This is a genomic window from Frigoribacterium sp. SL97, from assembly GCF_026625765.1.
Lineage (GTDB): Bacteria > Actinomycetota > Actinomycetes > Actinomycetales > Microbacteriaceae > Frigoribacterium.
On sequence record NZ_CP113062.1, the window covers coordinates 2,992,295 to 3,014,682 of the forward strand.

The window sequence follows — 22,388 nt, forward strand, 5'->3', positions numbered from 1 at the left end:
GCGGCGGTGTCGCCGGCGCGGGTCAGCGGGTGGCGTGACGGCTGACGACCACCAGCATGGCTTCGAGCGCCATGGCCGGCGACACGTTGGCCTCGATGCGGCGGCGGGCCAGGGCGATCGCGTCGAGGACGGCCAGGGTCGCGGCCGGGGTGGAAGCGGTCGCCGCGGCGTCGAGCTGTGCCCGGATGGCCTCGTTGATGGGCTGCTCGTCGACGCCCAGCTGCAGCAGCAGGACGTCGCGGTACAGCGAGAGGAGGTCGACCATGATGCGATCGATCCCGTCGCGGAGGCTCCGGGTCGCTCGGCGTTTCTGGTCGTCCTCGAGGGCGCGCAGTTGGCTCCGCAACGCCGGAGGCACGGTGCCACCCGGCTCGACGCCCAGGGAGCGCAGGGCGCTCGCCCGTTCTTCGGCGTCACGCTCTTCCGTGATCGCCTTGGCGTCGTCGCCCGCCACCGCGAGCAGGGTCGCCGCCGCGATGACGGCGTCCGAGACGCTGCGGATGCCCAGGGCGGTCTCGAGGGTCTGACGACGTCGCGACCTCGCCGAGGAGTCGAGCGCCAGGCGCCGCGCCATGCCGATGTGGCTCTGGGCCTCCCGGGCCGCCACGAGGGCGATCTCCGACTCCACCCCGTCGCGGTCCTCGAGGAGCGCGGCGACGTCGGCCACGGCGGGCATGCGGAGGCGCACGCTGCGGACGCGGGAGCGGATCGTCGGGATGAGGTCGGCCTCGCTCGGGGCGCACAGCAGCCAGACCGTCCGGGGTGGCGGCTCCTCGAGCGCCTTGAGCAGGAGGTTCGAGGTCCGCTCGGTCATGCGGTCGGCGTCCTCGATGACGACCACCCGGTAGCGACCCACCGACGGCGAGAACTGGCTCGCCGCGACCAGGGACCGGACCTCGTCGATCGTGATGATGATGCGTTCCGTGCTGAGGACCGCGAGGTCGGGATGCGACCTCGCGGCGACCTGCCGGAGGGTCGCCTCCTCGTCGGCCGGCTCTCGTGAGAGCAACGCGGCCGCGAAGGCGTAGGCGAGGTTGGAGCGACCCGAGCCGGGCGGGCCGGTGATGAGCCACGAATGGGTCATCGAGGCGTTGCCGGGCTGGGTGGAAGCCGCCGCTGTCAACGCCTCGATGGCGTCGGGCTGACCCGTGAGGTGTTCCCAGAGGGGCATGGTCAGCGTGCGCCCTCGACTCGAGGGCCTACCCCGCCGGTCACTCGGCCGCCGGGGCCTTCGGGGCCGGCGTCTTCGCAGCCGGCGCCTTCTTCGCCGCGGTGGTCGTCTTGGCGGTGGCCGTCTTCGCGGTGGTGGCCTTCTTGGCCGGTGCCTTGGCCGTGGTGGCCTTCTTGGCGGGTGCCTTCTTGGCCGGAGCCTTCTTGGCGGCCGCCTTGGGTTTGGCCGGACCCTTGGCCCGCTTGTCGGCGAGCAGCTGGACGGCGCGGTCGAAGTCGACCTCTTCCACCGTCTCGCCCCGCGGGATGGTCGCGTTCGTCTCGCCGTCGGTGACGTACGGGCCGAACCGGCCGTCCTTCACCTTGATGGGCTTGCCGCTCACGGGATCGGCCTCGAACTCCTTCAGGGCGCTGCTGGCCTTGCGGGCACCGTACTTCGGCTGGGCGTAGAGCTCGAGCGCCCCGGGCAGGTCGATCTCGAAGATCTGGTCCTCGCTCGTCAACGACCGGGTGTCGGTGCCCTTCTTGAGGTAGGGGCCGTAGCGCCCGTTCTGCGCCTGGATCTCGACGCCGCTCTCGGGGTCGGTGCCGACGGTCCGGGGCAGGTCGAGCAGCCGCAGCGCCGTGTCGAGGTCGACCGTGTCGACGCCCATGCTCTTGAAGAGCGACGCCGTGCGTTCTTTCGGAGCGGCGGTCTTCTTGGCGGGGGCCTTCTTCGCCGGAGCCTTCTTGGCCCCGGTCGTGGTCGCGGCGGCGGCGGCGGACGACGGCTCGGTCACCTCTCCCGTCGCCGGGTCGGCCGTGATCTCGTCGGTCGCCGACTCGGGGGTCCGTTCGGTCACGTACGGGCCGAAGCGGCCGTCCTTCGCGATGACCTCCTTGCCCGTCTCGGGGTTCAGACCCAGTACGCGGTCGCCGACGACGGGGGCGTCGATGAGCTCGCGTGCCTTCTCGGCCGTCAACTCGTCGGGAGCGAGGTCCTCGGGCACGTTGACCCGACGGGGCGTCTCGGGGTCGTCGCCCGGCGCCTCGAGGTAGGGGCCGTAGCGACCGATGCGCAGGGTCACGCCGTCGGCGAGCACGATGGAGTTGATGTCGCGCGCGTCGATCTCGCCCAGGTTGTCGATGACCTTGCGGAGACCACGGTGCGACTCGTTGCCGAAGTAGAAGCCGTTCAACCAGTCCACGCGGTCGGCGTCACCACCGGCGATGAGGTCGAGGTCGTCCTCCATGCTGGCCGTGAAGTCGTACTCGACCAGGTCGGCGAAGTAGTCCTCGAGCAGACGGACCACCGAGAAGGCGATCCAGTTCGGGACGAGGGCCGTTCCGCGAGGGGTGACGTAGCCACGGTCGACGATGGTCGACATGATGGCGGCGTAGGTCGAGGGGCGTCCGATGCCGAGCTCTTCCAGGGTCTTGACGAGGCTCGCCTCGGTGTAGCGCGGCGGTGCCGACGTGTCGTGGCCCTTCGCCTCGACCTCGTCGAGGCCGAGCGCCTGACCGGCGGTCAGCGGGGGCAGTTTGGCCTCGGCCGGCTCGGCTGCTCCGTGGCGGTCCTCGTCACGCCCCTCTTCGTAGGCGTTGAGGAACCCGCGGAAGGTGATCACCGTGCCGGACGCGGCGAACTCGGCGAGCGTCCCGGCGGCGGCGCGGGGCGCGATGCCCTCGACGAGCCCCGAGGTCGTCGCCGAGACGACGACCGAGGCGGTCGAGCCCTTGGCGTCCGCCATCTGCGAGGCGACCGTGCGCTTCCAGATGAGGTCGTAGAGCTTCCAGTCGTTGCCCCGCAGGACGTTCTGCATCTCGGACGGCGTCTTGAAGGTGTCGCCCGACGGACGGATGGCCTCGTGCGCCTCCTGGGCGTTCTTGCTCTTGCCCGTGTACAGCCGGGGCTTGTCGGGGACGGTGTCGGACCCGTAGAGCTTGGCCGCCTGGCTGCGCGCCGCACCGATCGCCTGCTGCGACAGCGCCGGCGAGTCGGTGCGCATGTAGGTGATGTGGCCGTTCTCGTAGAGCGACTGCGCGACGCTCATGGTCTGTCGGGCCGAGAAGCGCAGTTTGCGCGCTGCCTCCTGTTGGAGGGTCGACGTCGTGAAGGGAGCCGCCGGTCGGCGGGTGTAGGGCTTCGAGTCCACCGAGCCGACGACGATCTCGACGTCCGACGAACCCAGCGCCTCGGCGAGCGCCCGCGAGGCCGCCTCGTCGAGCGCGACGGCATCGTTCTTCAAGCGGCCCCGGTCGTCGAAGTCGCGCCCCGCGGCCACGCGTCCTCCGTTGACGCGGACGAGGCGTGACCCGAAGGCGACCTTCGACTCCCCCTCGGCCGCGACGGGCTCGAAGGTCGCGGTGAGGTCCCAGTAGGAGGCGGAGACGAAGGCGAGGCGTTCACGCTCGCGGTCGACGACGAGACGGGTCGCCGCCGACTGTACGCGCCCGGCCGAGAGACCGGGGCCGACCTTGCGCCACAGCACGGGCGAGACCTCGTAGCCGTAGAGGCGGTCGAGGATGCGACGGGTCTCTTGCGCATCGACCAGGGCGGTGTCGAGGTCGCGGGTGTTCTCCTGCGCCTTCTGGATGGCGTCCTTCGTGATCTCGTGGAAGACCATGCGCTTGACCGGCACCTTGGGCTTGAGCTCTTGCAGGAGGTGCCACGCGATGGCCTCGCCCTCGCGGTCCTCGTCTGTCGCGAGGTAGAGCTCGTCGGCGTTCTTCAGCGCGCGCTTGAGGTCGGAGACCGTCTTCTTCTTGGCGTCCGAGACGACGTAGTAGGGCTCGAAGCCGTTCTCGACGTCGACGGAGAACTTGCCCATCGACCCCTTCTTCAGCTCAGCCGGGAGGTTCTTGGGCTCGACGAGGTCGCGGATGTGACCGACGGAGGCCAGCACCTCGTATCCGTCGCCGAGGTACTGCCCGATCGTCTTGGCCTTGGCGGGCGACTCGACGATGACCAGTTTCTTCGTGCCTGGCACGGGACTCCTTGGGTGGTGGTGCGGCGACCCGGTCCGACGGACCGGGCGAGGGGCTGCAGGGCGAGGACGGGGTGCTCGATCGCTCCCACCGACCCCGAGGAACGTCGGGAGCCGTGCAGCCGACAGCCACACCATACACACCCGACGCCCGGGCCCCCTTCACGGGCCGCCACCCCGGGACGGGGCCGTCGCGGGCGGCGGACCGGCGGTCGCCCGGGCCCCGACGTCGAGGGGACCGAAGGTCGTCGAGACCTCCACCGTGACCTCCGCACCCGCGACGACGCAGGCCGAGAGGGAGACGCCGTTCGCCTCGGCGGTCGCGGCGGCGCGGTCGCAGGCGGCACCGACGACGGCCCCCGACAGGGCGTCGGCTGCGGCGAGCGCCGACGCGTCGGCCGCCCCGGCCGTGCGCGACCGGACCGCGAGGGCCGAGTGCGATCCGACGAGAGCGACGGCGAGGACGGTGATCGTCACGAGCCCGCCGGCCGCCAGCACGCTCGAGCTGCCGCGGTCGCTCCCGAGGAGCTGGCGGACGGTCATCCCCCGGCCCGCGGTGCGCAGCTGCGGGAGGCCAACACGACCTCGCCGACGAGACCGAGCCGTACCTGCCGGCGGAGGTCGACGCAGACGAGGTCGGCGGTGACGGACTCGGACACCGCCGCGCCCGGCGCGAGTCGGGCGAGGGTCGAGCCCACCGAACCACGGTCGCCCCGGGCGGTCTGCCGGGCGACCACGGCGGCGGCGTCGGCGAGGCGGACCGACTGCGAGGTCACGCCCAGGCTCGCCGCGACGAACGAGACGACCAGGATCAGGGCGGGCATCGTCATCGCGAACTCGACCGTCGCGCTTCCCCTCTCGTCGTCCACTCGACGGAGGAGACGGACGAGGCGCGCACGGACCCCGGTCGTCACGGCGATCACCCGACCGACAGGGCGGACCGGACCAGGTCGGAGAGGATGCTCCGGACCTCGTCCGACCTCATGATCGTGACGAGCAGGCCGGCGAAGCCCACCGCGGCCATGATCACGATGGCGTACTCGGCCGTGGCGGCACCGTCGTCGGCCCGGGCGACGCGACGCGCGACCGAGGCGAGGCGGCCGAACGGGGCGAGGCGGCCGGCCGGGGAGGCACGGCGAGCTGGGGACGGAGGGCCTGACGTGGGGACGGCGGGCGACGGGGTCTCGGCAACGGTCATGATGTTCCTCTCGTGGGTGTCGGCACCTCATCGGTGACGTTCCGAGCCTGGCGGCATTCCGCGGACGGCCTGCAGACGTCGCACCGTGCTGGGGACGACCGATCACCAGGAACCCGCTGTGGACGACACGAGCGAGACGACCAGCGGCACGACCCCGATGACCAGGAACGCCGGCAGGATGCACACGCCGAGCGGCAGCATCAGGGTGACGCCGAGGCGGCCCGCGGCGGCCTGGGCGGCCGTCCGGGCCTCCAGCCGCAACTCGCGGGCCTCGGACCGCAGGAGCAACCCCGCCGGTGCCCCCGCACGACGGGACAGGTCGAGGACCGCCTCGCACCGACGCCGCTCGACCCGGTCGGCGGACTCGCCGACCGGGCCCGCGCCTCCTGGTGGCTCGGTGACCGCGGCCTCGATCCCGCACGAGACGATCGCCTCGTCGACGGTGGCGAGGCCGGACGACCACGAGGCTCCCCCGGACAACGCCACGGCGAGGAGTTCGGGGCGCAGGCCCGGCACCCTCGACGACGGGAGGGCGCCCCGCACGAGTCGGGCGTTCCACCGACGGGCGACCATCACGAGTCCGCCGGCGACGCCGACGCACGCCCAACCGATCGGGGTGCCGACGAGCACCGCACCGGTGTCGAAGCCCAGCCCCAGGGAGAAGAGGAGGCCCACCGGCGGGAGGGCGAGGACCACGTTCGCGGTCGCCCGTGGCCCGCTCAGGGCGACCTGGACGTCACGGCGCGCCTCGTCGGCCGACCGGAGCGCCGACACGAGGGAGTGGAGGCAATCGGCCATCGGGGCCCCGCTCGTCTCGGCCACGCGCCAGGCGCAGGCGACCTGCCTCCACGTGCGGTCGTGCCCGTCGGGGTCCTGGGCGCCCTCGAAGGGTCGGGTGTCGAGCCAGGACACGAGGCTCGTCGACACCGCGACGCCGTCGCCGCCGTCGAGCGCGACCGCCTCGGCGAGCCGTCGGATGACGCCCGGGGGTTCGACCGCGCCGACGTGGCCCCAGGCCCTCGCGGGCGCGACCCCTGCACCGATGAGGACGGCGAGGCGTTCGACCAGGACGGCGGCCGGCGTGAGTCGTGACCGCCGCGTCCTCCGGCGCCCGGGGCCCGGACTCCCGGGACGACGGCCCGGACCACCGGTCACCCCCGTGACCCCGTCCGCGCGACCAGGCGCCCCTCGGGCGTCACCGCGAGATGGCCGATCTCGGCCAGCCTCCGACGACCGTCGCGTCGCTCGAGGTGGAACACGGCGTCGATCGCGCTGACGGCCTGCCGGGCGAGCGCGTCCACCCCGAGCCCGGCGAGTGCCCCGAGAGCCTCGAGTCGGGCGGGGACGTCGTCCAGACCGTTGGCGTGGACCGTGCCCGCGCCTCCGTCGTGCCCGGTGTTCAGGGCCGAGAGCAGGTCGCGGATCTCCGGCCCGCGGACCTCGCCCACGACGAGACGGTCGGGTCGCATCCGCAGCGCCTCGCGGACGAGACGGGACAGGTCGACTCCACCCGCTCCCTCGAGATTGGGCTGCCGCGTCTCGAGCGCCACGACGTGCGGATGGCGTGGCCGCAACTCGGCGACGTCCTCGATGGTGACGATGCGGTCGGAGACGGGAGCCTCGGACAACAGTGCGGCGAGGAACGTGGTCTTCCCGGCCCCGCCCGACCCGCTGACCAGGACGTTGGCACGGCGCTCCACGCAGCTGATCACCGCCTCGAGGGCCCCCGCGGGGAAGAACCCCCGACGATCGAGGTCGAGGAGCGACATCGACTCGACCCGGGGCACCCGGATCGAGAGCGCCGTCCCCGCGACCGCCAGCGGAGGCAGGACGACGTGGACCCGGAGACCGTCGCCCAGGCGCACGTCGACGCACGGGCTCGACTCGTCGACGTGGCGTCCCCCGAGCGAGACCAGGCGCACCGCGACCTGCCGAGCCGAGGCCTCGGAGAGATGGATGCTCGTCTCGGGCTCGGCCCCGTCGCCGCGATCGACCCAGACGCCCACGCCGCCGGTCACGAAGACGTCGGTGACGGCCGGGTCGTCGAGGAGGCGCCCCAGGGGCCCGAATGCGGAACGCTCGGGTCGCGCAAGGCGCCCTTGTACCCCGAATCGAGCGTCTGTACCCCGGTCCAGGCCGAGCGCCGGAACGGGAGGCAGGGTGAAGCGGGACGGAGGGTGACGGAGGGTGAGGGACGGGTGACCGGCGTTGTCGAGCTGAGGCGCGGAGGACATGGTCCCGACCGTAAGGAGCGCCCGGTCGGCACAGACAGATCGGTAGAGCACCGTGGGGACGGATCGTCGATGAACGCCCTTGGGGACGAGCCGAGCACCCACCCGGGCGACCGCCGGGTTAAAAGAGAGGGGCGGCACCGGTTGGGGGGAACCGGTGCCGCCACGTGCGCCGGGCGATTGGGGGGAATCAGCACGACGCACGTCGGAATTGAATCCGACTCGCCAAGTGTACCCCAGGTCGGCTCCGGAACACCACGTCGTCCGGCCGCCACGCGCGCGCGGCCCGCCCTTGCCCGGTGGGACCTCCGGAGTAAGGTCGTCGGCGCGGCTCCGAGCCGCGGTTCACGCAACGACGCGAGAGGACTTCCGATGCTCGACGGCACCGACGACCAGCCCACCGAAGGACGCACCTTCGCTCCGCCTGCCGACTTCGTCCGGACGGCCGTCGTCGGCTCGGACCTCGCCGGACGAGCCGCCGCCGACCGGCTCGCCTTCTGGGGTGACCAGGCCCGTGAGCGGCTCACGTGGGACCGGGTCCCGACCGAGACGCTCGACTGGACGGACGCGCCCTTCGCCCGGTGGTTCGCCGACGGCACGCTGAACGTCGCCTACAACTGCCTGGATCGTCACGTCGAGGCAGGGCACGGGGATCGCGTCGCGCTGCACTGGGAGGGCGAGCCCGGCGACGCCCGCTCGGTGACCTACGCCGAGCTGACCGACGACGTCAAGCGCGCGGCGAACCTGCTGCTGTCACTCGGCGTGCAGGCGGGCGACCGCGTCGTCGTCTACCTCCCGCAGATCCCGGAGGCTGTGGTGACCATGCTCGCCGTGGCCCGGATCGGAGCGGTCCACTCGGTCGTCTTCGGCGGTTTCAGTGCCGAGAGCCTGCGCGCGCGCATCGACGACGCCGGTGCTCGCCTGGTCGTCACGGCGGACGGAGGCTGGCGCAAGGGAGCGGTCTCCCCGCTCAAGGCCGCCGTGGACGAGGCCCTGGCGGTGGACGGCGACTCGACGGTCGAGCACGTCCTCGTCGTGCGACGAGGCGGCAACGACGTCGACTGGACCGACGGACGCGACGTCTGGTGGCACGACGCGATCGAGACCGTGGACGCCGAACACGTCGCCGAACCGTTCGAGGCCGAGCACCCGCTCTTCATCCTGTACACGAGCGGCACGACCGGGAAGCCCAAGGGCATCCTGCACACCTCCGGGGGCTACCTCACGCAGGTCGCCTACAGCCACTCCGTCGTCTTCGACCTGCACCCCGAGACCGACGTCTACTGGTGCACGGCGGACGTCGGGTGGATCACCGGGCACAGCTACGTCGTCTACGGCCCGCTCGCCAACGGTGCGACGCAGGTGCTCTACGAGGGCACCCCCGACTTCCCCGCACCGGGCCGCTGGTGGGACCTCGTCGAGAAGTACGGGGTGACGATCTTCTACACCGCGCCGACGGCCATCCGGGGCTTCATGAAGTCCGGGAGGGAGATCCCGGCGGCCCGCGACCTGACGTCCCTGCGCCTCCTGGGGTCGGTCGGCGAGCCCATCAACCCGGAGGCCTGGCTGTGGTTCCGCGAGGTGATCGGTGCCGGCCGGACGCCCATCGTCGACACGTGGTGGCAGACCGAGACGGGTGCGCAGATGATCTCGGCGCTGCCGGGTGTCACCACCACCAAGCCCGGATCGGCCCAGACCCCCCTGCCGGGCATCTCGGTCGACGTGGTCGACGACCACGGCACCCCGGTGGCGAACGGCGAGAGCGGCCTCCTGGTCGTGTCCGAGCCGTGGCCGTCGATGCTGCGAGGCATCTGGGGTGACCCCGACCGCTACGTCGAGACGTACTGGAGCCGCTTCGGCGACCGCTACTTCGCCGGCGACGGTGCCCGCCGCGACGAGGACGGCGACATCTGGCTGCTCGGCCGGGTCGACGACGTGATGAACGTCTCGGGTCACCGTCTGTCGACCGCCGAGATCGAGTCGGCCCTCGTGTCGCACCCGATCGTCGCCGAGTCGGCGGTCGTCGGTGCCGCCGACGAGACCACCGGTCAGGCGGTGGTCGCCTTCGTCATCCTGCGGAACAAGGCGAGGACGACGCAGACCCCCGAGGAGGCGGTGGCCACCCTGCGCGCGCACGTCGCCCACCAGATCGGCGCGATCGCGCGACCGCGCACCGTGGTGCTCGTCGACGAGCTGCCGAAGACGCGCTCGGGCAAGATCATGCGCCGCCTGCTGAGGGACGTGGCGGAGGGCCGCGAGGTCGGCGACACGACCACGCTGGCGGACACGTCGGTCATGTCGGTGATCACCGCCGAGATGCGCTGACCCCGGCGCGACGACGGCCCCTCCTCGTCGAGAGGAGGGGCCGTCGTCACGACCGGACGAGGAGGCGCGTCAGCGGACCTCGAGGACGAGTTCGACCTCGACCGGCGAGTCGAGCGGCAGCACCGCGACCCCGACGGCGCTCCGGGCGTGACGCCCGGCCTCGCCGAAGATCTGGCCCAGGAGGTCGGACGCGCCGTTGATCACCCCGGGCTGGCCGGAGAAGCCGGGATCGGAGGCGACGAAACCGGTCAGCTTGACGACGCGGAGGACGTCGTCGAGCGAGTCGAGCACCGTCGCCGCGGCGGCCAGGGCGTTCAGCACGCAGGTCGCGGCCAGCGCCTGCGCGTCGGCGGGCTCGACCAGCCCGTGACCGTCACCCACCTTGCCCGTGGTCGGCAGCCGACCGTCGACGAACGGCAGCTGCCCCGCCGTGTAGACGAGCGACCCCGTGCGGAGGGCAGGGACGTACGAGCCCGCGGGTGCCGCGACGGGAGGGAGGACGAGACCGAGCTCGGCCAGGCGCTCGTCGACCGTCGTCATCAGGCGTCCTGCCGAGGGCGCTTCAGCCACGCGACGGGACCACCCTCGGGCCCCTGGGTCACCTGGACGAGTTCCCATCCGTCGGAGCCCCAGTTGTTGAGGATCGCCGTGCTGTTGTGCACCAGCAGGGGCGTCGTCGTGTACTCCCAAAGGACCATTTCGGCTTCCGTTCAGCTTGAAAATCGGCGATGTCGCTTACCCTGATCCTATGTCTGCCCAAAAATCGAAGCCCACGTCAGCCATCGGGGCACTCTTCGGATTCGTCGGCTTCAGCGTCCTGGCCGGCCTCCTGGTGACCATCGGCGTGACACCGGCCATCGCGGTCGCCGGCATGACGGCCTCGAGTTCGATCGGCGTCTTCGAGTCGATCCCCGAGTACATCGAGATCGGCAAGCTGCAGCAGCGCAACACGCTGTACGCGACCCAGGGCGGGCAGCAGGTCCCCTTCGCGACCCTCTACAGCGAGAACCGCGTCGAGCTCTCGTGGGACGAGGTCAGCCCGAACCTCAAGACCGCCGTCGTCGCCGGCGAGGACCGTCGCTTCTACGAGCACGGCGGCGTCGACGTCACCTCGCTCGTGCGCGCGGCCGTGGGCTCCGCAGGCGCCGGCGAGTTGGGCGCGAGCGGTGGCGGCTCGACCCTGACGATGCAGCTCGTCCGCAACATCCGCATCGCGCAGTCGCAGCAGCTGCCGACGGCGGACGAGCGCGACGCCGCCTACAAGGAGGCGACCACCACGACCCTCGACCGCAAGCTGGAAGAGATGAAGTTCGCGATCGGGCTCGAGAAGAAGTACAGCAAGGACGACATCCTCCTGGCGTACCTCAACATCGCGTACTTCGGCGACCAGACCTACGGCGTGCAGGCCGCCGCCCAGCACTACTACAACAAGAGCGCGGCCGACCTGACGGTCCCCGAGGCCGCGAGCCTCATCGCGATCGTCCAGTACCCGGACTCGCGCAACATGTCGACGCCCGAGAAGTACCCGGCCAACAAGGCCCGGCGCGACGTCATCATCAAGTCGATGCTCGCCGAGAAGGACATCGACCAGGCGACGGCCGACGCCTCTCTGGCCACGCCCGTCGAGAGCTACGTCGTCCTCACGGCGCCCACGCAGGGCTGCGGCGCGGTCACGGTCCCCTCGGCCGCCTACTTCTGCGACTACGTGAAGAAGAGCATCAAGGACCTCGCCGTCCTGGGCTCGTCTCCTGAGGAACGCCAGGCCAACTGGAACACCGGTGGTTACGACGTCTACACGACGCTGAACCTCGACCTCAACGAGAACGCCAAGGCGCAGGTCGACAAGTACGCTCCGGCCAGCGAGGCCAACTTCCAGCTGGGCAGCGTGGTCGACAGCGTCGAGGCCGGTACCGGCCGCGTCGTCGTGATGGCACAGAACACCACGTTCTCCGAGACGTCGAGCCCCGACCGCACCCTCACCTCGGTGAACTACAGCACCGACCGGGACTACGGCGGATCGATCGGCTTCCAGCCCGGTTCGACCTACAAGCCCTTCACCCTCATCGACTGGCTCGAGCAGGGGCACGGCATCTACGAGAGCGTCAACGCCAAGCCGCGGACGTTCAACATGACCATCGACGGCAGCCGGGGCAACAAATACGCCCCCAAGAACGACGCGGGCGAGCAGCCCGGCCAGATGAGCGTCGCGGACGCGACGGCCAAGTCGATGAACACGGCCTACGCGGCCATGGCCGAGAAGCTCGACATCGCCGACATCAACGGCGTCGCGAAGAAGCTCGGCGTTCACCGTGCCGACGGGGGCGAGATGCACGACTTCGCGTCGTCGATCCTCGGCACCGCCGACGAGATCGCGCCGCTGACCATGGCGACCGCATACGCCGGGATCGCCGCGGGCGGCGTCTACTGCTCGCCGATCATCGTGGACAACATCAAGGACGACAAGGGTGTCGACCTCGGCGGCCAGCCGCAGTCGTGCAGCCAGGTCGTCGACCCCCAGGTCGCCGCGGCCGCCGCGGTGGCCATGCAGGGCCTCTGGCGGAACGGCACCGGCGTCGGCGGCCTCCCGGCGGACGGCTACCCCGAGATCGGCAAGACCGGCACCACCGACCTCAAGGACCAGATCTGGATCATCGGCGCGACGTCGAAGATCGCCACGGCCGTGTGGCAGGGCGTCGCGGACGGCCCCAAGAAGAGCCTCCGCAGCTACAACTCCCCCAACCTGGCCGGCTCGACCAGCTACGCGACGGCCCGCGTGCAGTACTTCAAGGCCGTCCAGAGCGTCAACAACACCGTGTACCCGGGAGGCGCGTTCGGCGAGGCCTCGGGCGCGGTGCTCCGCGGTTCGGGCGTCGCCGTGCCCGACATGGCCGGCACGACGCCCTCGGCCGCCCAGGCGCTGCTGAGGGGCGTCTCCCTGGTCTACGCGGACGGTGGCACCCAGCCGTCGGCCCTGCCCGCGGGTCAGGTCATCGGCTCGGACCCCGCCGTGGGCAGCGTCGTGTCCAAGGGCACGACCGTGAAGGTCTTCACCAGCGACGGCAGCGGCGCAGCCGCGGTCCCGGACGTGACCCGGCAGAAGGTGGGCGACGCGGTCAAGTCGATCGGCGGAGCCGGGTTCGACGCGTCCAAGGTGTCCATCGCGGGCTTCACGCCCGGAGACGGGAAGAACGCCTGCCAGGTCGCCTCGACGAATCCTGCCGCCAACACGTCCGTCGCGAAGGACTCGGCCATCGGGCTGACCGTCTACGGCGACAGGGACGGCAACGACCCGGGCAACTGCGCGTGAGCCCACGGAGCACCGGCGGGCCGAGCGCCCTCCAGACGACGGCCGTGACCGCAGCAGCGGGCGCGGCCGTCGGCCTCGGGGCGCTGGCCTGGGGCGTGTTCGTCGAACGCAACCGGTTCACCGTGCGGCACGAGGTGTTGCCCGTCCTCGAGCCCGGCTCCCGGACGCTGACGATCCTGCACCTGTCCGACCTGCACCTCGCACCCTGGCAGGCCGAGAAGCAGGAATGGATCCGCGGCCTCGCCGTGCTCGAACCCGATCTCATCGTCAACACGGGCGACAACATCGGCCACGAGGACGCCCACACCGCGCTCGAGTACGCCCTCGAGCCCTTCCGAGGCGTCCCCGGGGTCTTCGTCAACGGCTCCAACGACTACTACGGACCCTCCCCCAAGAACCCCCTGGCCTACTTCGGCGGCCCGAGCAAGGCCCACCGCACGCCCGTCGACCTCGACGTCGACCGGATGCAGTCGTTCTTCACCGACCAGCTCGGCTGGCTCGACCTGAACAACAGGGCCCGTGCGCTCGAGATGCGAGGCTCGCGCCTCGAACTCTTCGGGGTCAACGACGCCCACCGCGGCTGGGACCGCCTCGACCGCATCCCCGGTGCCCTCGACGACCTCCGCGAGAACGTGGGCTGGCAGGACGACCACGGTGGACCCGAGCCCATCAGCATCGGCGTCACCCATGCGCCGTACCAACGCGTGCTCAACTCCTTCGTCAACAACGGTGCCGACGTCATCTTCGGCGGGCACACCCACGGCGGACAGGTCCAGGTGCCCGGCTACGGTGCCCTCGTCACCAACTGCGACCTGCCGCGCAGCAAGGTCAGCGGTCTGACGACCTGGAGCCACGCCCGCAAGACCGCACACCTCGAGATCTCGGCCGGTCTGGGCACCTCGATCTACGCCCCCGTGCGGTTCTCGTGCCGCCCCGAAGCCGTGATCGTGACCCTGACGGCCTGAGCACGACCGGAGTGACACGAGCAGGCCCGAACATGGGCTATTCTTGTCAGGTTGCTTCACGTGAGAACGCGAAGACATCGGGGTGTGGCGCAGCTTGGTAGCGCGCCTCGTTCGGGACGAGGAGGTCGTGGGTTCGAATCCCGCTACCCCGACCACAAACAAATGGCTCCACCTTCGGGTGGAGCCATTTGTTTCTCTGTGCTCGTTGGTTCGCCCTGCGGGCGACACGAATCGGCGCCACCTTCGGGTAGGGCCGGTTTCTTCTCGTGTTCGCCGCTTCGCCGGTTCGCCCTCGGGCGACACCGGTCAGGCGAGGCGGCCGCCGGACTCGGCGAGATAGCAGGCACCGCAGAGCGACTCGTATGTCACCTGCTGACCGTCGATGGCGACCTGGTCGCCGTCGAACACGAAGCGGTCACCGACCGTGCGCGCCGTGAAGACCGCCTTGCGACCGCAGCGGCAGATCGTCTTGAGCTCTTCGAGCGAATGGGCCACCTCGAGCAGTCGCCGACTACCGGGGAAGGCCACCGTGCGGAAGTCCGTCCGGATGCCGTAGGCCAGTACGGGGACGTCGTCGAGGATCGCGATGCGCAAGAGGTCGTCGATCTGGTGCGGCGCCAGGAACTGCGCCTCGTCGACGAGCAGACAGGCCAGGCTCGACCCGGTCTCGGCCCGGACGGCGTCGCGGCGGGCCGAGAAGACCTGGCGGACCTCGTCGTCGGGGGCGAAGGTGACGTCCGCGGCCCGGGTCACGCCCAGCCGCGAGACGATGGCGTCGTCACCCTTGGTGTCGACGCCCGGCTTGGCGAGCAGGACCCGCTGACCGCGTTCTTCGTAGTTGTACGCCGCCTGCAGCAGAGCCGTGCTCTTGCCGCTGTTCATCGCGCCGTAGCGGAAGTAGAGCTTGGCCACTACTGCAGGTAACCGTCTTCGGCGGCCCGACGGATGAGCTCGGACTTCTTGCTGGCCGGACGGTTGGCCTTGGCGTACTTCTCGCGGACGCGCCGGAGGAAGGTCTTCGCCGTCTCGTACTGCACGTTCATCTGCGCGGCGACCTCGTTGGTGCTGAAGCCCGAGACGTACAACCGGAACGCCTCGGCCTCGCCGGCGCTGAGCTTGGGTCGGGTCTGGTTCGCGGCGCCGGCCGGCAGGGGACGCCAGTCGCGCTGCGGGGAGTTGTCGCGGGCCACGCCCATGACCTGGCGGGCCGCGTCCATCACCTCGCGCATGGGCAGGGTCTTCGACAGGAACGCCGACGCCCCCGCCTCGAGGGCACGCTCGCGCGACTCGCGGGTGTCGAGACTGGACAGCACGACGACCTTGGCCCCGGCGGCCCGGCAGGTGCGCACGCGGGCCTCGATCGACACGGGCTCTTTCAACTGGAAGTCGAGGAAGACGAGGTCGGTCGGGAAGTTGTCGCTGTGCACCAGCTGCAGCCAGGTGTGCGCCGTCAGGACGAGGTCGAAGTCGTAGGCGTTGACGTTGATCCAGCTGCTGAGGCTGTCGAGGAGCACCTCGTGGTCGTCGAGGATCGCGAGCCGGACACGACGAGCGGGCGGTGCCTCGGAACCCGGGCCGACGGTGGCCCAGGAAGGTGATGCGACGGGCCTCCCGAAGCCCGGACGGTGGGACGAGCGGCCGCTCGGCTCAGTGCTGGTCATAAGAAAACCTTAGTGTCAGAAGCGACGGCGCCCGATCGACCCGCAGGTCGCCCGAGACGAGGCGCAGCACGGTCAGACAGGGGGCGAGCGACCGTCGTGCGGCGACGGCCGAGGCCCCGGACGCGAGCTCGATCGTGATGCCGACCCGCGCCTCCTCGGCCTCGAGCACGACCCGGAGCGAGTGGACGTCGGCGGCCTCGACGTCGTCCACCGTCGCGACGAGGGCCCAGAGGGCGGTGCGGTGCCCGGGGCCCAGGAGATCGGCGAGCCGGTCGGGGTCGACGACCTCGGCGGGCACCCGGCGGCCGGGCGCAGCGAGTCGCCGGGCCAGCCACGTCGCGTCGGCGTCGGCCACCAGGGAGGCGCGCAACGCGTCGGCCACGCGCCGGGCCTCGTCGGCGTCCCCCTCGACGATCCGGCCGGACTCGACGAGCCGTGCGAAGAACGGCACCACCTCGCGGTTGAGGACCGTGACACGGTCCTGCTGGACCGACCGGGCGAGGGTCACCCTGAGGTCGTCGGTGCTGGCCCTGCGGAATCCCGTTGCCCGCGAGACCCACCCCTCGACATGGGCCACGAAGACCCCGGAGAAGGTCGCCGACGCGGCGGTCAGGGCGAGCAACGGGGTGAGGGCGACGACGACGTACGACGCGGTGGGCACCGGTGTGACGAAACCCGGCGCCTCGACCAGGACGACGAGGGCGAGGACCACGGCCACGGCGCCTCCGGCGGCGAGGATCTCGCGTGCCGAGCGGTACGGCGCCACCCCGAGCAGGAGCACCCCGGAGACGATCCCCGCCCAGTCGTCCCGGACGAAGGGATTGCTGCCGGAGGTGGCCAGGGCGGACAGGACACCCGCCACCGCACACGTCGCGGCGACGCACCAGAGTGCCCGCGGCCCGAACGGTGCCCGCAAGGGGCCGGCCGACACGACGAGTGCGACGCCACCCGCGGCCACGGCGACGAGTGCACCGACCGCGGCCCCCGGCGAGGACACGTCGGAGGCCCGCATCAGCGTGCCGACCACGGCGACGAGCAGGGCGGCGAGGGCCGCCCCGAAGGTGATCGGTCGGGCCGCCAGGGCGCCGAGGGGGTCGACCTGCTGGGGTGATCGATCGGAGGCGCGCCCGAGGGCACGAGGAGGGGCGGGGAAGGTCACGCGGGCACCCCGTCCTCGGTGGCGACGTCGCCGACCACCGGCGCCCCGGCGGCGAACGGGACCCGCAGGACGATCGACGTCCCGCTGCCGGGGGACGACCAGACCTGCACGTGACCGTGGACGCGTGTGAGACGGCCCTCGACCGACGCCGTCAGTCCGAGACGGTCGGGGGCCACCGCCGCCGTGTCGAAGCCGACTCCGTCGTCGATCACCATCACGGTGAGGTCGGTGCCGTCGCCGAAGACGACGAGCTCGGCCCGGTCGACCCCGCTGTGGCGGCTCACGTTCACGAGGCACTGTGCGACCGCCAGGCCGAGGGCGTCCCCGGTGACGGGGTCGAGGCGACCCACGGCCGAGACGTCGCCGGTCACGGCCACCTCGAGGCCGCCCGATCGCGACTGCTCGACGGCCGCGTGCAGTCGGCTGGCCTCCCAGCCGTCGGCGGCCGTCACGGCGGCCTCGGAGGGCACCGACCCCGGTGAGAGCCAGTCGCGCCCCACGAGGAGCTCGAGATCGGCCGCGATCGACCGCGCGGTGTCGGGCGCCAGAGGACCGGGGCGGGAGGTGGCCACGGCCGCGAGGTGTCCGAGGATCGTGTCGTGGACGAGGGCCGCGGCCTGCTGCTCGATGTCGACACGGATGCCCTGCACCTGCTGCTCGAGTGCGGACCGGTGCAGCCGCGGCTGAGCCGACCGCGCGCGTCCCCGCGACGCCTCGGCGTGACCGGTCACCACCGCGACCAGGACGAAGGCCAGCAGGGCGGTCACGTCGAGCCGCAGGGAGGCCCCTGTGTGCCAGGTCGCCAGCTGCGTGGCGAGCTCGCCGGCCGCGTAACCCGCCGCTGCCCAGAGGAGACCCCGGCGGGGCCCGACGGCGGTGCTGCCGACCATGATGAGGGCGATCTTGGGCAACGAGAGCGAGAACGCGTCCGACGCCTGCACCGCCGCGACCTGCGAGAAGAGGGTGACGGCGTACCAGTAGAGAGCGGCGGTCCCGACGATCAGGTAGGCGAGGTGGGCCGTCGTGGACCGCGTGCGCTCGACCACGACGAGCAGGACGACCATCGGGAGGAGCGAGACCAGAGCGGGCCAGAGCAACAGATCGGGCGTGGCGGCCTGTTTCGTGAGCAGGAGGGCAGCCGCCGCCGCGAGGACGGTGGCCGCGATCGCGTGGCAGGCCCTCGACACCGAGTCGCCGAGCGCCGTCGGCGCCAGGTGGGCAGGGAGGCCGAGCAGCATGGGGCCTCCTCGGCTCGTTCGTGGTCAGGACAGATCATGACAGAAGCCGGACCTGGGCTGTACCCCGACATGTGGGGCCAGGGCGGGTGTCGCGCAGGCAGAGCGCTTCTTCTTGTGCCCCGTTCTGGTCGAACGGGGCACAACACCCCGTGCCGATGACCTCTGGCCCTCGGAGGCTCAGAACAGTCGCGGCTGTGATCGGGCCCCGCCCGGCAGTTCGTGGGCGATGAGGGCGCGCGGGACCGCGGAGTCACCGGCACCGGCACCGGCACCGACGGTCAGGTCGGGGATGCCCGCCAGGCCGCCCGTCCCGGCGACAGGGGCCGCGCCGGTGCCGTTGAGGCCCATCAGTCGGAGGGAACGCGCGCTGTCGTCGAGTGCGGCGGAACGCATCGACCCCGTGGCCGGGTCGGCCTGCCCTTTCTCGAGGCCGTACTCGCGCAGCAGGGGCCGTAGCCGGGCGGCCAGCCAGGAGCGGTACCCCGTCGGGGCGTAGGTGCCCTGGGCGTAGAGCGCACGGTACTTGCCCACGAGTTCGGGGTGCTCACGCTCGAGCCAGGCGAACCACCACTCTTTGACCCCGGGCTTGAGGTGCAGGGCGCTGTACATGACGCTCGACGCGCCTGAGTCGCGGACGGCGGCGAGCGCGGCGTGCAGGTGGTCGAGGCCGTCGGTGAGGTACGGCAGCACGGGCATCATGAACACCGAGCAGGACAGCCCCAGCTCTCGGGCCGCGGAGACGGTGGCCAGGCGGGCCGCCGTCGTCGGCGTGCCCGGCTCGACCGACTGCTGCAGGTCGTCGTCGTGGACGGCGATCGACATGGCCAGGTCGACGGGCACGTGCTGCGCCGCCTCGGCGAGCAGGGGCAGGTCGCGCCGCAGCAACGTGCCCTTGGTCAGGATGCTGAAGGGCGTGCCCGAGTCGGCGAGGGCGGCGATGATGCCGGGCATGAGCCGGTACCGGCCCTCGGCGCGTTGGTAGGGATCGGTGTTCGTGCCGAGCGCGACCGGGTGGTGCTGCCAGGTGGGGCGGTGCAGCTCACGCGCGAGCACTTCGGCGACGTTGACCTTGACGACGATCTGCCGGTCGAAGTCGTCGCCGCCGTCGAGGTCGAGGTACTCGTGGGTGGGGCGGGCGAAGCAGTACACGCACGCGTGGCTGCAGCCCCGGTAGGGATTGATCGTCCACCCGAAAGGGAGGGCCGAGTCACCCCCCGGCACACGGTTGAGGGCACTCTTCGCGACCACCTCGTGGAACGTCACCCCCGCGAACTCGGGCGTCGTGACGGAGGTGATCAGGTTGTTCAATCGCGCCAGACCGGGCAGCGCCGAGGCGTTCTCGGTGTCGACCGCTTGCTCGGACCATCGCATTCCCCCATTCGAACACATGTTCGAACCAGGGTCAACCCGGGGCCCGCAGCACGAGGACGCGAGGCCCGGGACGAGGCGTCAGGCGTGGATGTGCAACGCCTCGGCGGTCGCCCCGATGGTCGACGCGGCCCGGCGTTCGTCGGACGAGAGGTCGTCGCCGTACGTGGGGATCATGGCGTTGAGCCGGGGCTTCCACGCCGCGATGCGGTCGGGGAAGCACCGCTCGAGCACGCTGAGCATGATCGGCACGGCCGTGGACGCCCCGGGGGACGCACCGAGCAGGCCTGCGATGGTGCCGTCGCCCGCCGTGATGACCTCGGTGCCGAACTGCAGCACCCCGCCCTTCTTGCGGTCCTTCTTGATGACCTGCACCCGCTGACCGGCCGTGATGCGGTACCAGTCCTTCGGGTCGGCGTCGGGCATGAACTCGCGCAGCGCCTCGAACTTGGTCTGCTTGCTCGCCGCCAGTTGCCCCACGAGGTACTTCACGAGCGAGAGGTTGGCGAGCCCGGCCCGGATCATCGGGTAGAGGTTGTGGGCACGGATCGACGCGAAGAGGTCGAACATCGAGCCGTGCTTGAGGAACTTCGGGCTGAAACCGGCGTAGGGCCCGAACATCAGGCTGGCCTGCCCGTCGACGACGCGCGTGTCGAGGTGCGGCACGGACATCGGGGGCGAGCCGACGGCGGCCTTGCCGTAGACCTTGGCCTGGTGCTTGCCGACGATCGCGGGATCGTCGCAACGGAGGAACTCACCGCTGACCGGGAACCCGCCGAAGCCCTTGATCTCGTCGATGCCCGACTTCTGCAGCAGGTGCAGCGCTCCCCCACCGGCACCGACGAAGACGAAGCGCGCGTCGACGGTCGTCGGCGTGCCACCGACCTGCTTGCGGAGGGCCACCCGCCACGTGCCGTCGGCGAGCTTCGTGAGGTTCGTGACGCGGTGGTCGACCTCGAGGATCGCCCCCTCGCCCTGCAGGTAGGTGAGGAGGAGGCGCGTGAGGGACCCGAAGTCGACGTCCGTGCCGGCGGCGATGCGCGTCGCCGCGATCGGCTGCCCCTTCGCCCGTCCCGGGATGAGGACCGGTGCCCACGACCGGATGACGGACGCGTCGGTGCTGAACTCGAGCCCCTGGAACAGCGGGTGCTCGCGCAGGGCCTCGTGGCGCTTGCGGAGGTACTCGACGTTCTTCTCGCCCCAGACGAAGCTCATGTGCGGGGTCGAGTTGATGAAGGCGTCCGGCTGGGGCAAGGCCCCCTCGGCCACGAGGAACGACCAGAACTGCCGCGACACCTGGAACTGCTCGTTGACCTTGACGGCGCTCGACGTGTCGATGGTGCCGTCGGAGCGCTCGGGCGTGTAGTTGAGCTCGCAGAGGGCGGAGTGGCCCGTGCCCGCGTTGTTCCAGGGGTTGCTCGACTCGAGGGCGACGTCGCCCAGCGCCTCGTAGATCTGGATCGTCCAACTCGGCTCGAGCTGTTTGATCATGGCACCGAGGGTGGCACTCATGATGCCTGCCCCGATGAGGGCTACGTCGACGGGCTTCTTCGCATCGGTCACGACGTCAGTCTAGGCCCGGCCCCCTCGGCGACCCCGGGTGGCCGCCGGAGCACGACACCCCGGTGTCTCGATGTCGAGAGACCGGGGTGCGACGCATCACCGGCCCCTCGGGCGACCGGCGTCGACGGATCAGGCGACGGCGCGTTCGGCGGCGACGAGCTCGGCGATCTGCACGGCGTTGAGCGCCGCACCCTTGCGGAGGTTGTCGTTGCTGATGAAGAACGCGAGCCCACGGTGACCGGGGACGCCCTCGTCGTGCCGGATGCGGCCGACGAAGCTGGGGTCGGCTCCCGCCGCCTCGAGCGGGGTCGGGACGTCGGTGAGGACCACCCCGGGGGCGTCGCGCAGGAGTTCTTCCGCGCGCTCCGCCGTGATGTCCGAGGCGAACTCGGCGTTGATCGAGAGCGAGTGCCCCGTGAAGACCGGCACCCGGACGCACGTGCCGCTGACCAGCAGGTCGGGGCGCTCGAGGATCTTGCGGCTCTCGTTGCGCAGCTTCTTCTCTTCGTCGGTCTCGTTCGTGCCGTCGTCCACGATGCTGCCCGCGAGCGGGATGACGTCGAAGGCGATGGGACGGACGTACGTGACCGGCTCGGGCAGGTCGACCGCGCGACCGTCGTGCACGAGGCCGATGGTGTCGCCCTCGATCGCGGCACGGGTCTGCTGCAGCAGCTCGTCGGCGCCGGCGAGTCCACTGCCCGACACCGCCTGGTAGGTGCTGACGATCAGGCGCTGCAGGGTGGCCTCGGTGTCGAGCACCTTCAGCACGGGCATGGCCGCCATGGTCGTGCAGTTGGGGTTGGCGACGATGCCCTTGACCGCCTCGCGGAGGGCGTGGGGGTTGACCTCGCTGACCACCAGGGGCACCTCGGGGTCCATGCGCCAGGCGCTCGAGTTGTCGATGACCAGTGCCCCGGCCGCGGCGAACCGTGGCGCGTGGGCCCGCGAGCCCGTCGCGCCCGCCGAGAAGAGGGCGATGTCGAGACCCGCGGGGTCGGCCGTCTCGACGTCCTCGACCACGATGTCGACACCGCGGAACGGCAGGGTCGTGCCCGCCGACCGGGCGGTGGCGAAGAAGCGGATCTCGGCGATCGGGAAGTCGCGCTCGTCGAGCAGCGTGCGCATGACCTTGCCGACCTGTCCGGTCGCGCCGATCACGCCGACGCGCAGTCCTTCGGCCATGGGTGCCTCCTGGGTTTCGGTGGTGCGGGGTTCGGTGGTGCGGGTCCTGGCCCGG

The 22,388-nt window shown here is 71.2% G+C and carries 19 protein-coding genes and 1 tRNA gene; 4 read left to right on the forward strand and 16 right to left on the reverse strand.

Features of this window, described 5'->3' with window-relative positions:
* Positions 1–22: 22 nt before the first annotated feature.
* From OVA02_RS14620 to OVA02_RS14650, 7 genes are all read right to left on the reverse strand, one after another.
* Positions 23–1,171, reverse strand: coding sequence for a DNA polymerase III subunit delta' (locus OVA02_RS14620; RefSeq protein WP_200413110.1), 1,149 nt, complete (start codon positions 1,169–1,171; stop codon positions 23–25).
* 40 nt (positions 1,172–1,211) lie between these two features.
* Positions 1,212–4,139: a type I DNA topoisomerase gene (topA, locus tag OVA02_RS14625; RefSeq protein WP_056046450.1), complete on the reverse strand. Its 2,928-nt coding sequence runs from the start codon at positions 4,137–4,139 to the stop codon at positions 1,212–1,214.
* Between the two features lie 159 nt (positions 4,140–4,298).
* Positions 4,299–4,679 (reverse strand): Rv3654c family TadE-like protein, encoded by a 381-nt coding sequence (locus tag OVA02_RS14630; RefSeq protein WP_123570478.1) that lies wholly within the window; start codon positions 4,677–4,679, stop codon positions 4,299–4,301.
* On the reverse strand, positions 4,676–5,050 hold the full coding sequence (locus tag OVA02_RS14635) for a TadE family type IV pilus minor pilin (RefSeq protein ID WP_267658730.1): 375 nt from the start codon (positions 5,048–5,050) through the stop codon (positions 4,676–4,678). Before OVA02_RS14635 ends, OVA02_RS14630 begins: the two co-directional genes overlap by 4 nt.
* A 5-nt stretch (positions 5,051–5,055) precedes the next feature.
* A complete protein-coding gene (locus OVA02_RS14640) occupies positions 5,056–5,334 on the reverse strand; it encodes a DUF4244 domain-containing protein (protein ID WP_056046454.1) in 279 nt (92 codons plus the stop codon).
* A gap of 102 nt (positions 5,335–5,436) precedes the next feature.
* Entirely contained in the window at positions 5,437–6,489 is a 1,053-nt protein-coding gene (locus OVA02_RS14645) for a type II secretion system F family protein (RefSeq protein WP_267658731.1), read from the reverse strand.
* A complete protein-coding gene (locus OVA02_RS14650) occupies positions 6,486–7,568 on the reverse strand; it encodes a TadA family conjugal transfer-associated ATPase (RefSeq protein ID WP_267658732.1) in 1,083 nt (360 codons plus the stop codon). Before OVA02_RS14650 ends, OVA02_RS14645 begins: the two co-directional genes overlap by 4 nt.
* A 369-nt stretch (positions 7,569–7,937) precedes the next feature.
* Between OVA02_RS14650 and acs the strand changes: the two genes are divergently transcribed.
* The gene (gene acs / locus OVA02_RS14655) at positions 7,938–9,890 is read left to right on the forward strand and encodes an acetate--CoA ligase (protein ID WP_267658733.1); all 1,953 of its coding nucleotides are present in this window, start codon (positions 7,938–7,940) and stop codon (positions 9,888–9,890) included.
* Positions 9,891–9,959: 69 nt separating this feature from the next.
* On the opposite strand, the gene OVA02_RS14660 is transcribed toward acs, so the two are convergent.
* A complete protein-coding gene (locus OVA02_RS14660) occupies positions 9,960–10,430 on the reverse strand; it encodes a RidA family protein (RefSeq protein ID WP_056046459.1) in 471 nt (156 codons plus the stop codon).
* A complete protein-coding gene (locus tag OVA02_RS14665) occupies positions 10,430–10,588 on the reverse strand; it encodes a hypothetical protein (protein WP_167599048.1) in 159 nt (52 codons plus the stop codon). Before OVA02_RS14665 ends, OVA02_RS14660 begins: the two co-directional genes overlap by 1 nt.
* Before the next feature lie 50 nt (positions 10,589–10,638).
* On the opposite strand from OVA02_RS14665, the gene OVA02_RS14670 reads away from it, so the two are divergent.
* The 3 genes from OVA02_RS14670 to OVA02_RS14680 all read left to right on the forward strand — a co-directional run bounded on the left by OVA02_RS14670 (position 10,639) and on the right by OVA02_RS14680 (position 14,317).
* A complete protein-coding gene (locus OVA02_RS14670; RefSeq protein WP_082460303.1) occupies positions 10,639–13,197 on the forward strand; it encodes a transglycosylase domain-containing protein in 2,559 nt (852 codons plus the stop codon).
* A 44-nt stretch (positions 13,198–13,241) separates the two neighbouring features.
* Positions 13,242–14,162: a metallophosphoesterase gene (locus OVA02_RS14675; RefSeq protein WP_123570827.1), complete on the forward strand. Its 921-nt coding sequence runs from the start codon at positions 13,242–13,244 to the stop codon at positions 14,160–14,162.
* Between the two features lie 78 nt (positions 14,163–14,240).
* Positions 14,241–14,317 (forward strand) — tRNA-Pro (locus OVA02_RS14680).
* Positions 14,318–14,468: 151 nt separating this feature from the next.
* Here OVA02_RS14680 and OVA02_RS14685 read toward each other — a convergent pair.
* The 7 genes from OVA02_RS14685 to OVA02_RS14715 all read right to left on the reverse strand — a co-directional run bounded on the left by OVA02_RS14685 (position 14,469) and on the right by OVA02_RS14715 (position 22,333).
* Complete coding sequence (locus OVA02_RS14685) at positions 14,469–15,074, reverse strand: thymidine kinase (protein ID WP_056046465.1); 606 nt, start codon at positions 15,072–15,074, stop codon at positions 14,469–14,471.
* Positions 15,074–15,823 carry a response regulator gene (locus OVA02_RS14690; protein WP_082460304.1) on the reverse strand — a complete coding sequence of 250 codons (750 nt, stop codon included), beginning with the start codon at positions 15,821–15,823 and terminating at the stop codon, positions 15,074–15,076. The genes OVA02_RS14685 and OVA02_RS14690 overlap by 1 nt, the downstream gene beginning before the upstream one ends.
* Complete coding sequence (locus OVA02_RS14695; RefSeq protein ID WP_267658734.1) at positions 15,810–16,982, reverse strand: hypothetical protein; 1,173 nt, start codon at positions 16,980–16,982, stop codon at positions 15,810–15,812. Before OVA02_RS14695 ends, OVA02_RS14690 begins: the two co-directional genes overlap by 14 nt.
* Positions 16,979–18,220 carry a sensor histidine kinase gene (locus tag OVA02_RS14700; protein WP_267658735.1) on the reverse strand — a complete coding sequence of 414 codons (1,242 nt, stop codon included), beginning with the start codon at positions 18,218–18,220 and terminating at the stop codon, positions 16,979–16,981. Before OVA02_RS14700 ends, OVA02_RS14695 begins: the two co-directional genes overlap by 4 nt.
* Positions 18,221–18,397: 177 nt before the next feature.
* Entirely contained in the window at positions 18,398–19,591 is a 1,194-nt protein-coding gene (locus tag OVA02_RS14705; RefSeq protein WP_267658736.1) for an Rv2578c family radical SAM protein, read from the reverse strand.
* A 78-nt stretch (positions 19,592–19,669) separates the two neighbouring features.
* Positions 19,670–21,151: a malate:quinone oxidoreductase gene (locus tag OVA02_RS14710; protein WP_123570488.1), complete on the reverse strand. Its 1,482-nt coding sequence runs from the start codon at positions 21,149–21,151 to the stop codon at positions 19,670–19,672.
* A 129-nt stretch (positions 21,152–21,280) separates the two neighbouring features.
* Complete coding sequence (locus tag OVA02_RS14715; protein ID WP_173151274.1) at positions 21,281–22,333, reverse strand: aspartate-semialdehyde dehydrogenase; 1,053 nt, start codon at positions 22,331–22,333, stop codon at positions 21,281–21,283.
* Positions 22,334–22,388: the final 55 nt, after the last annotated feature.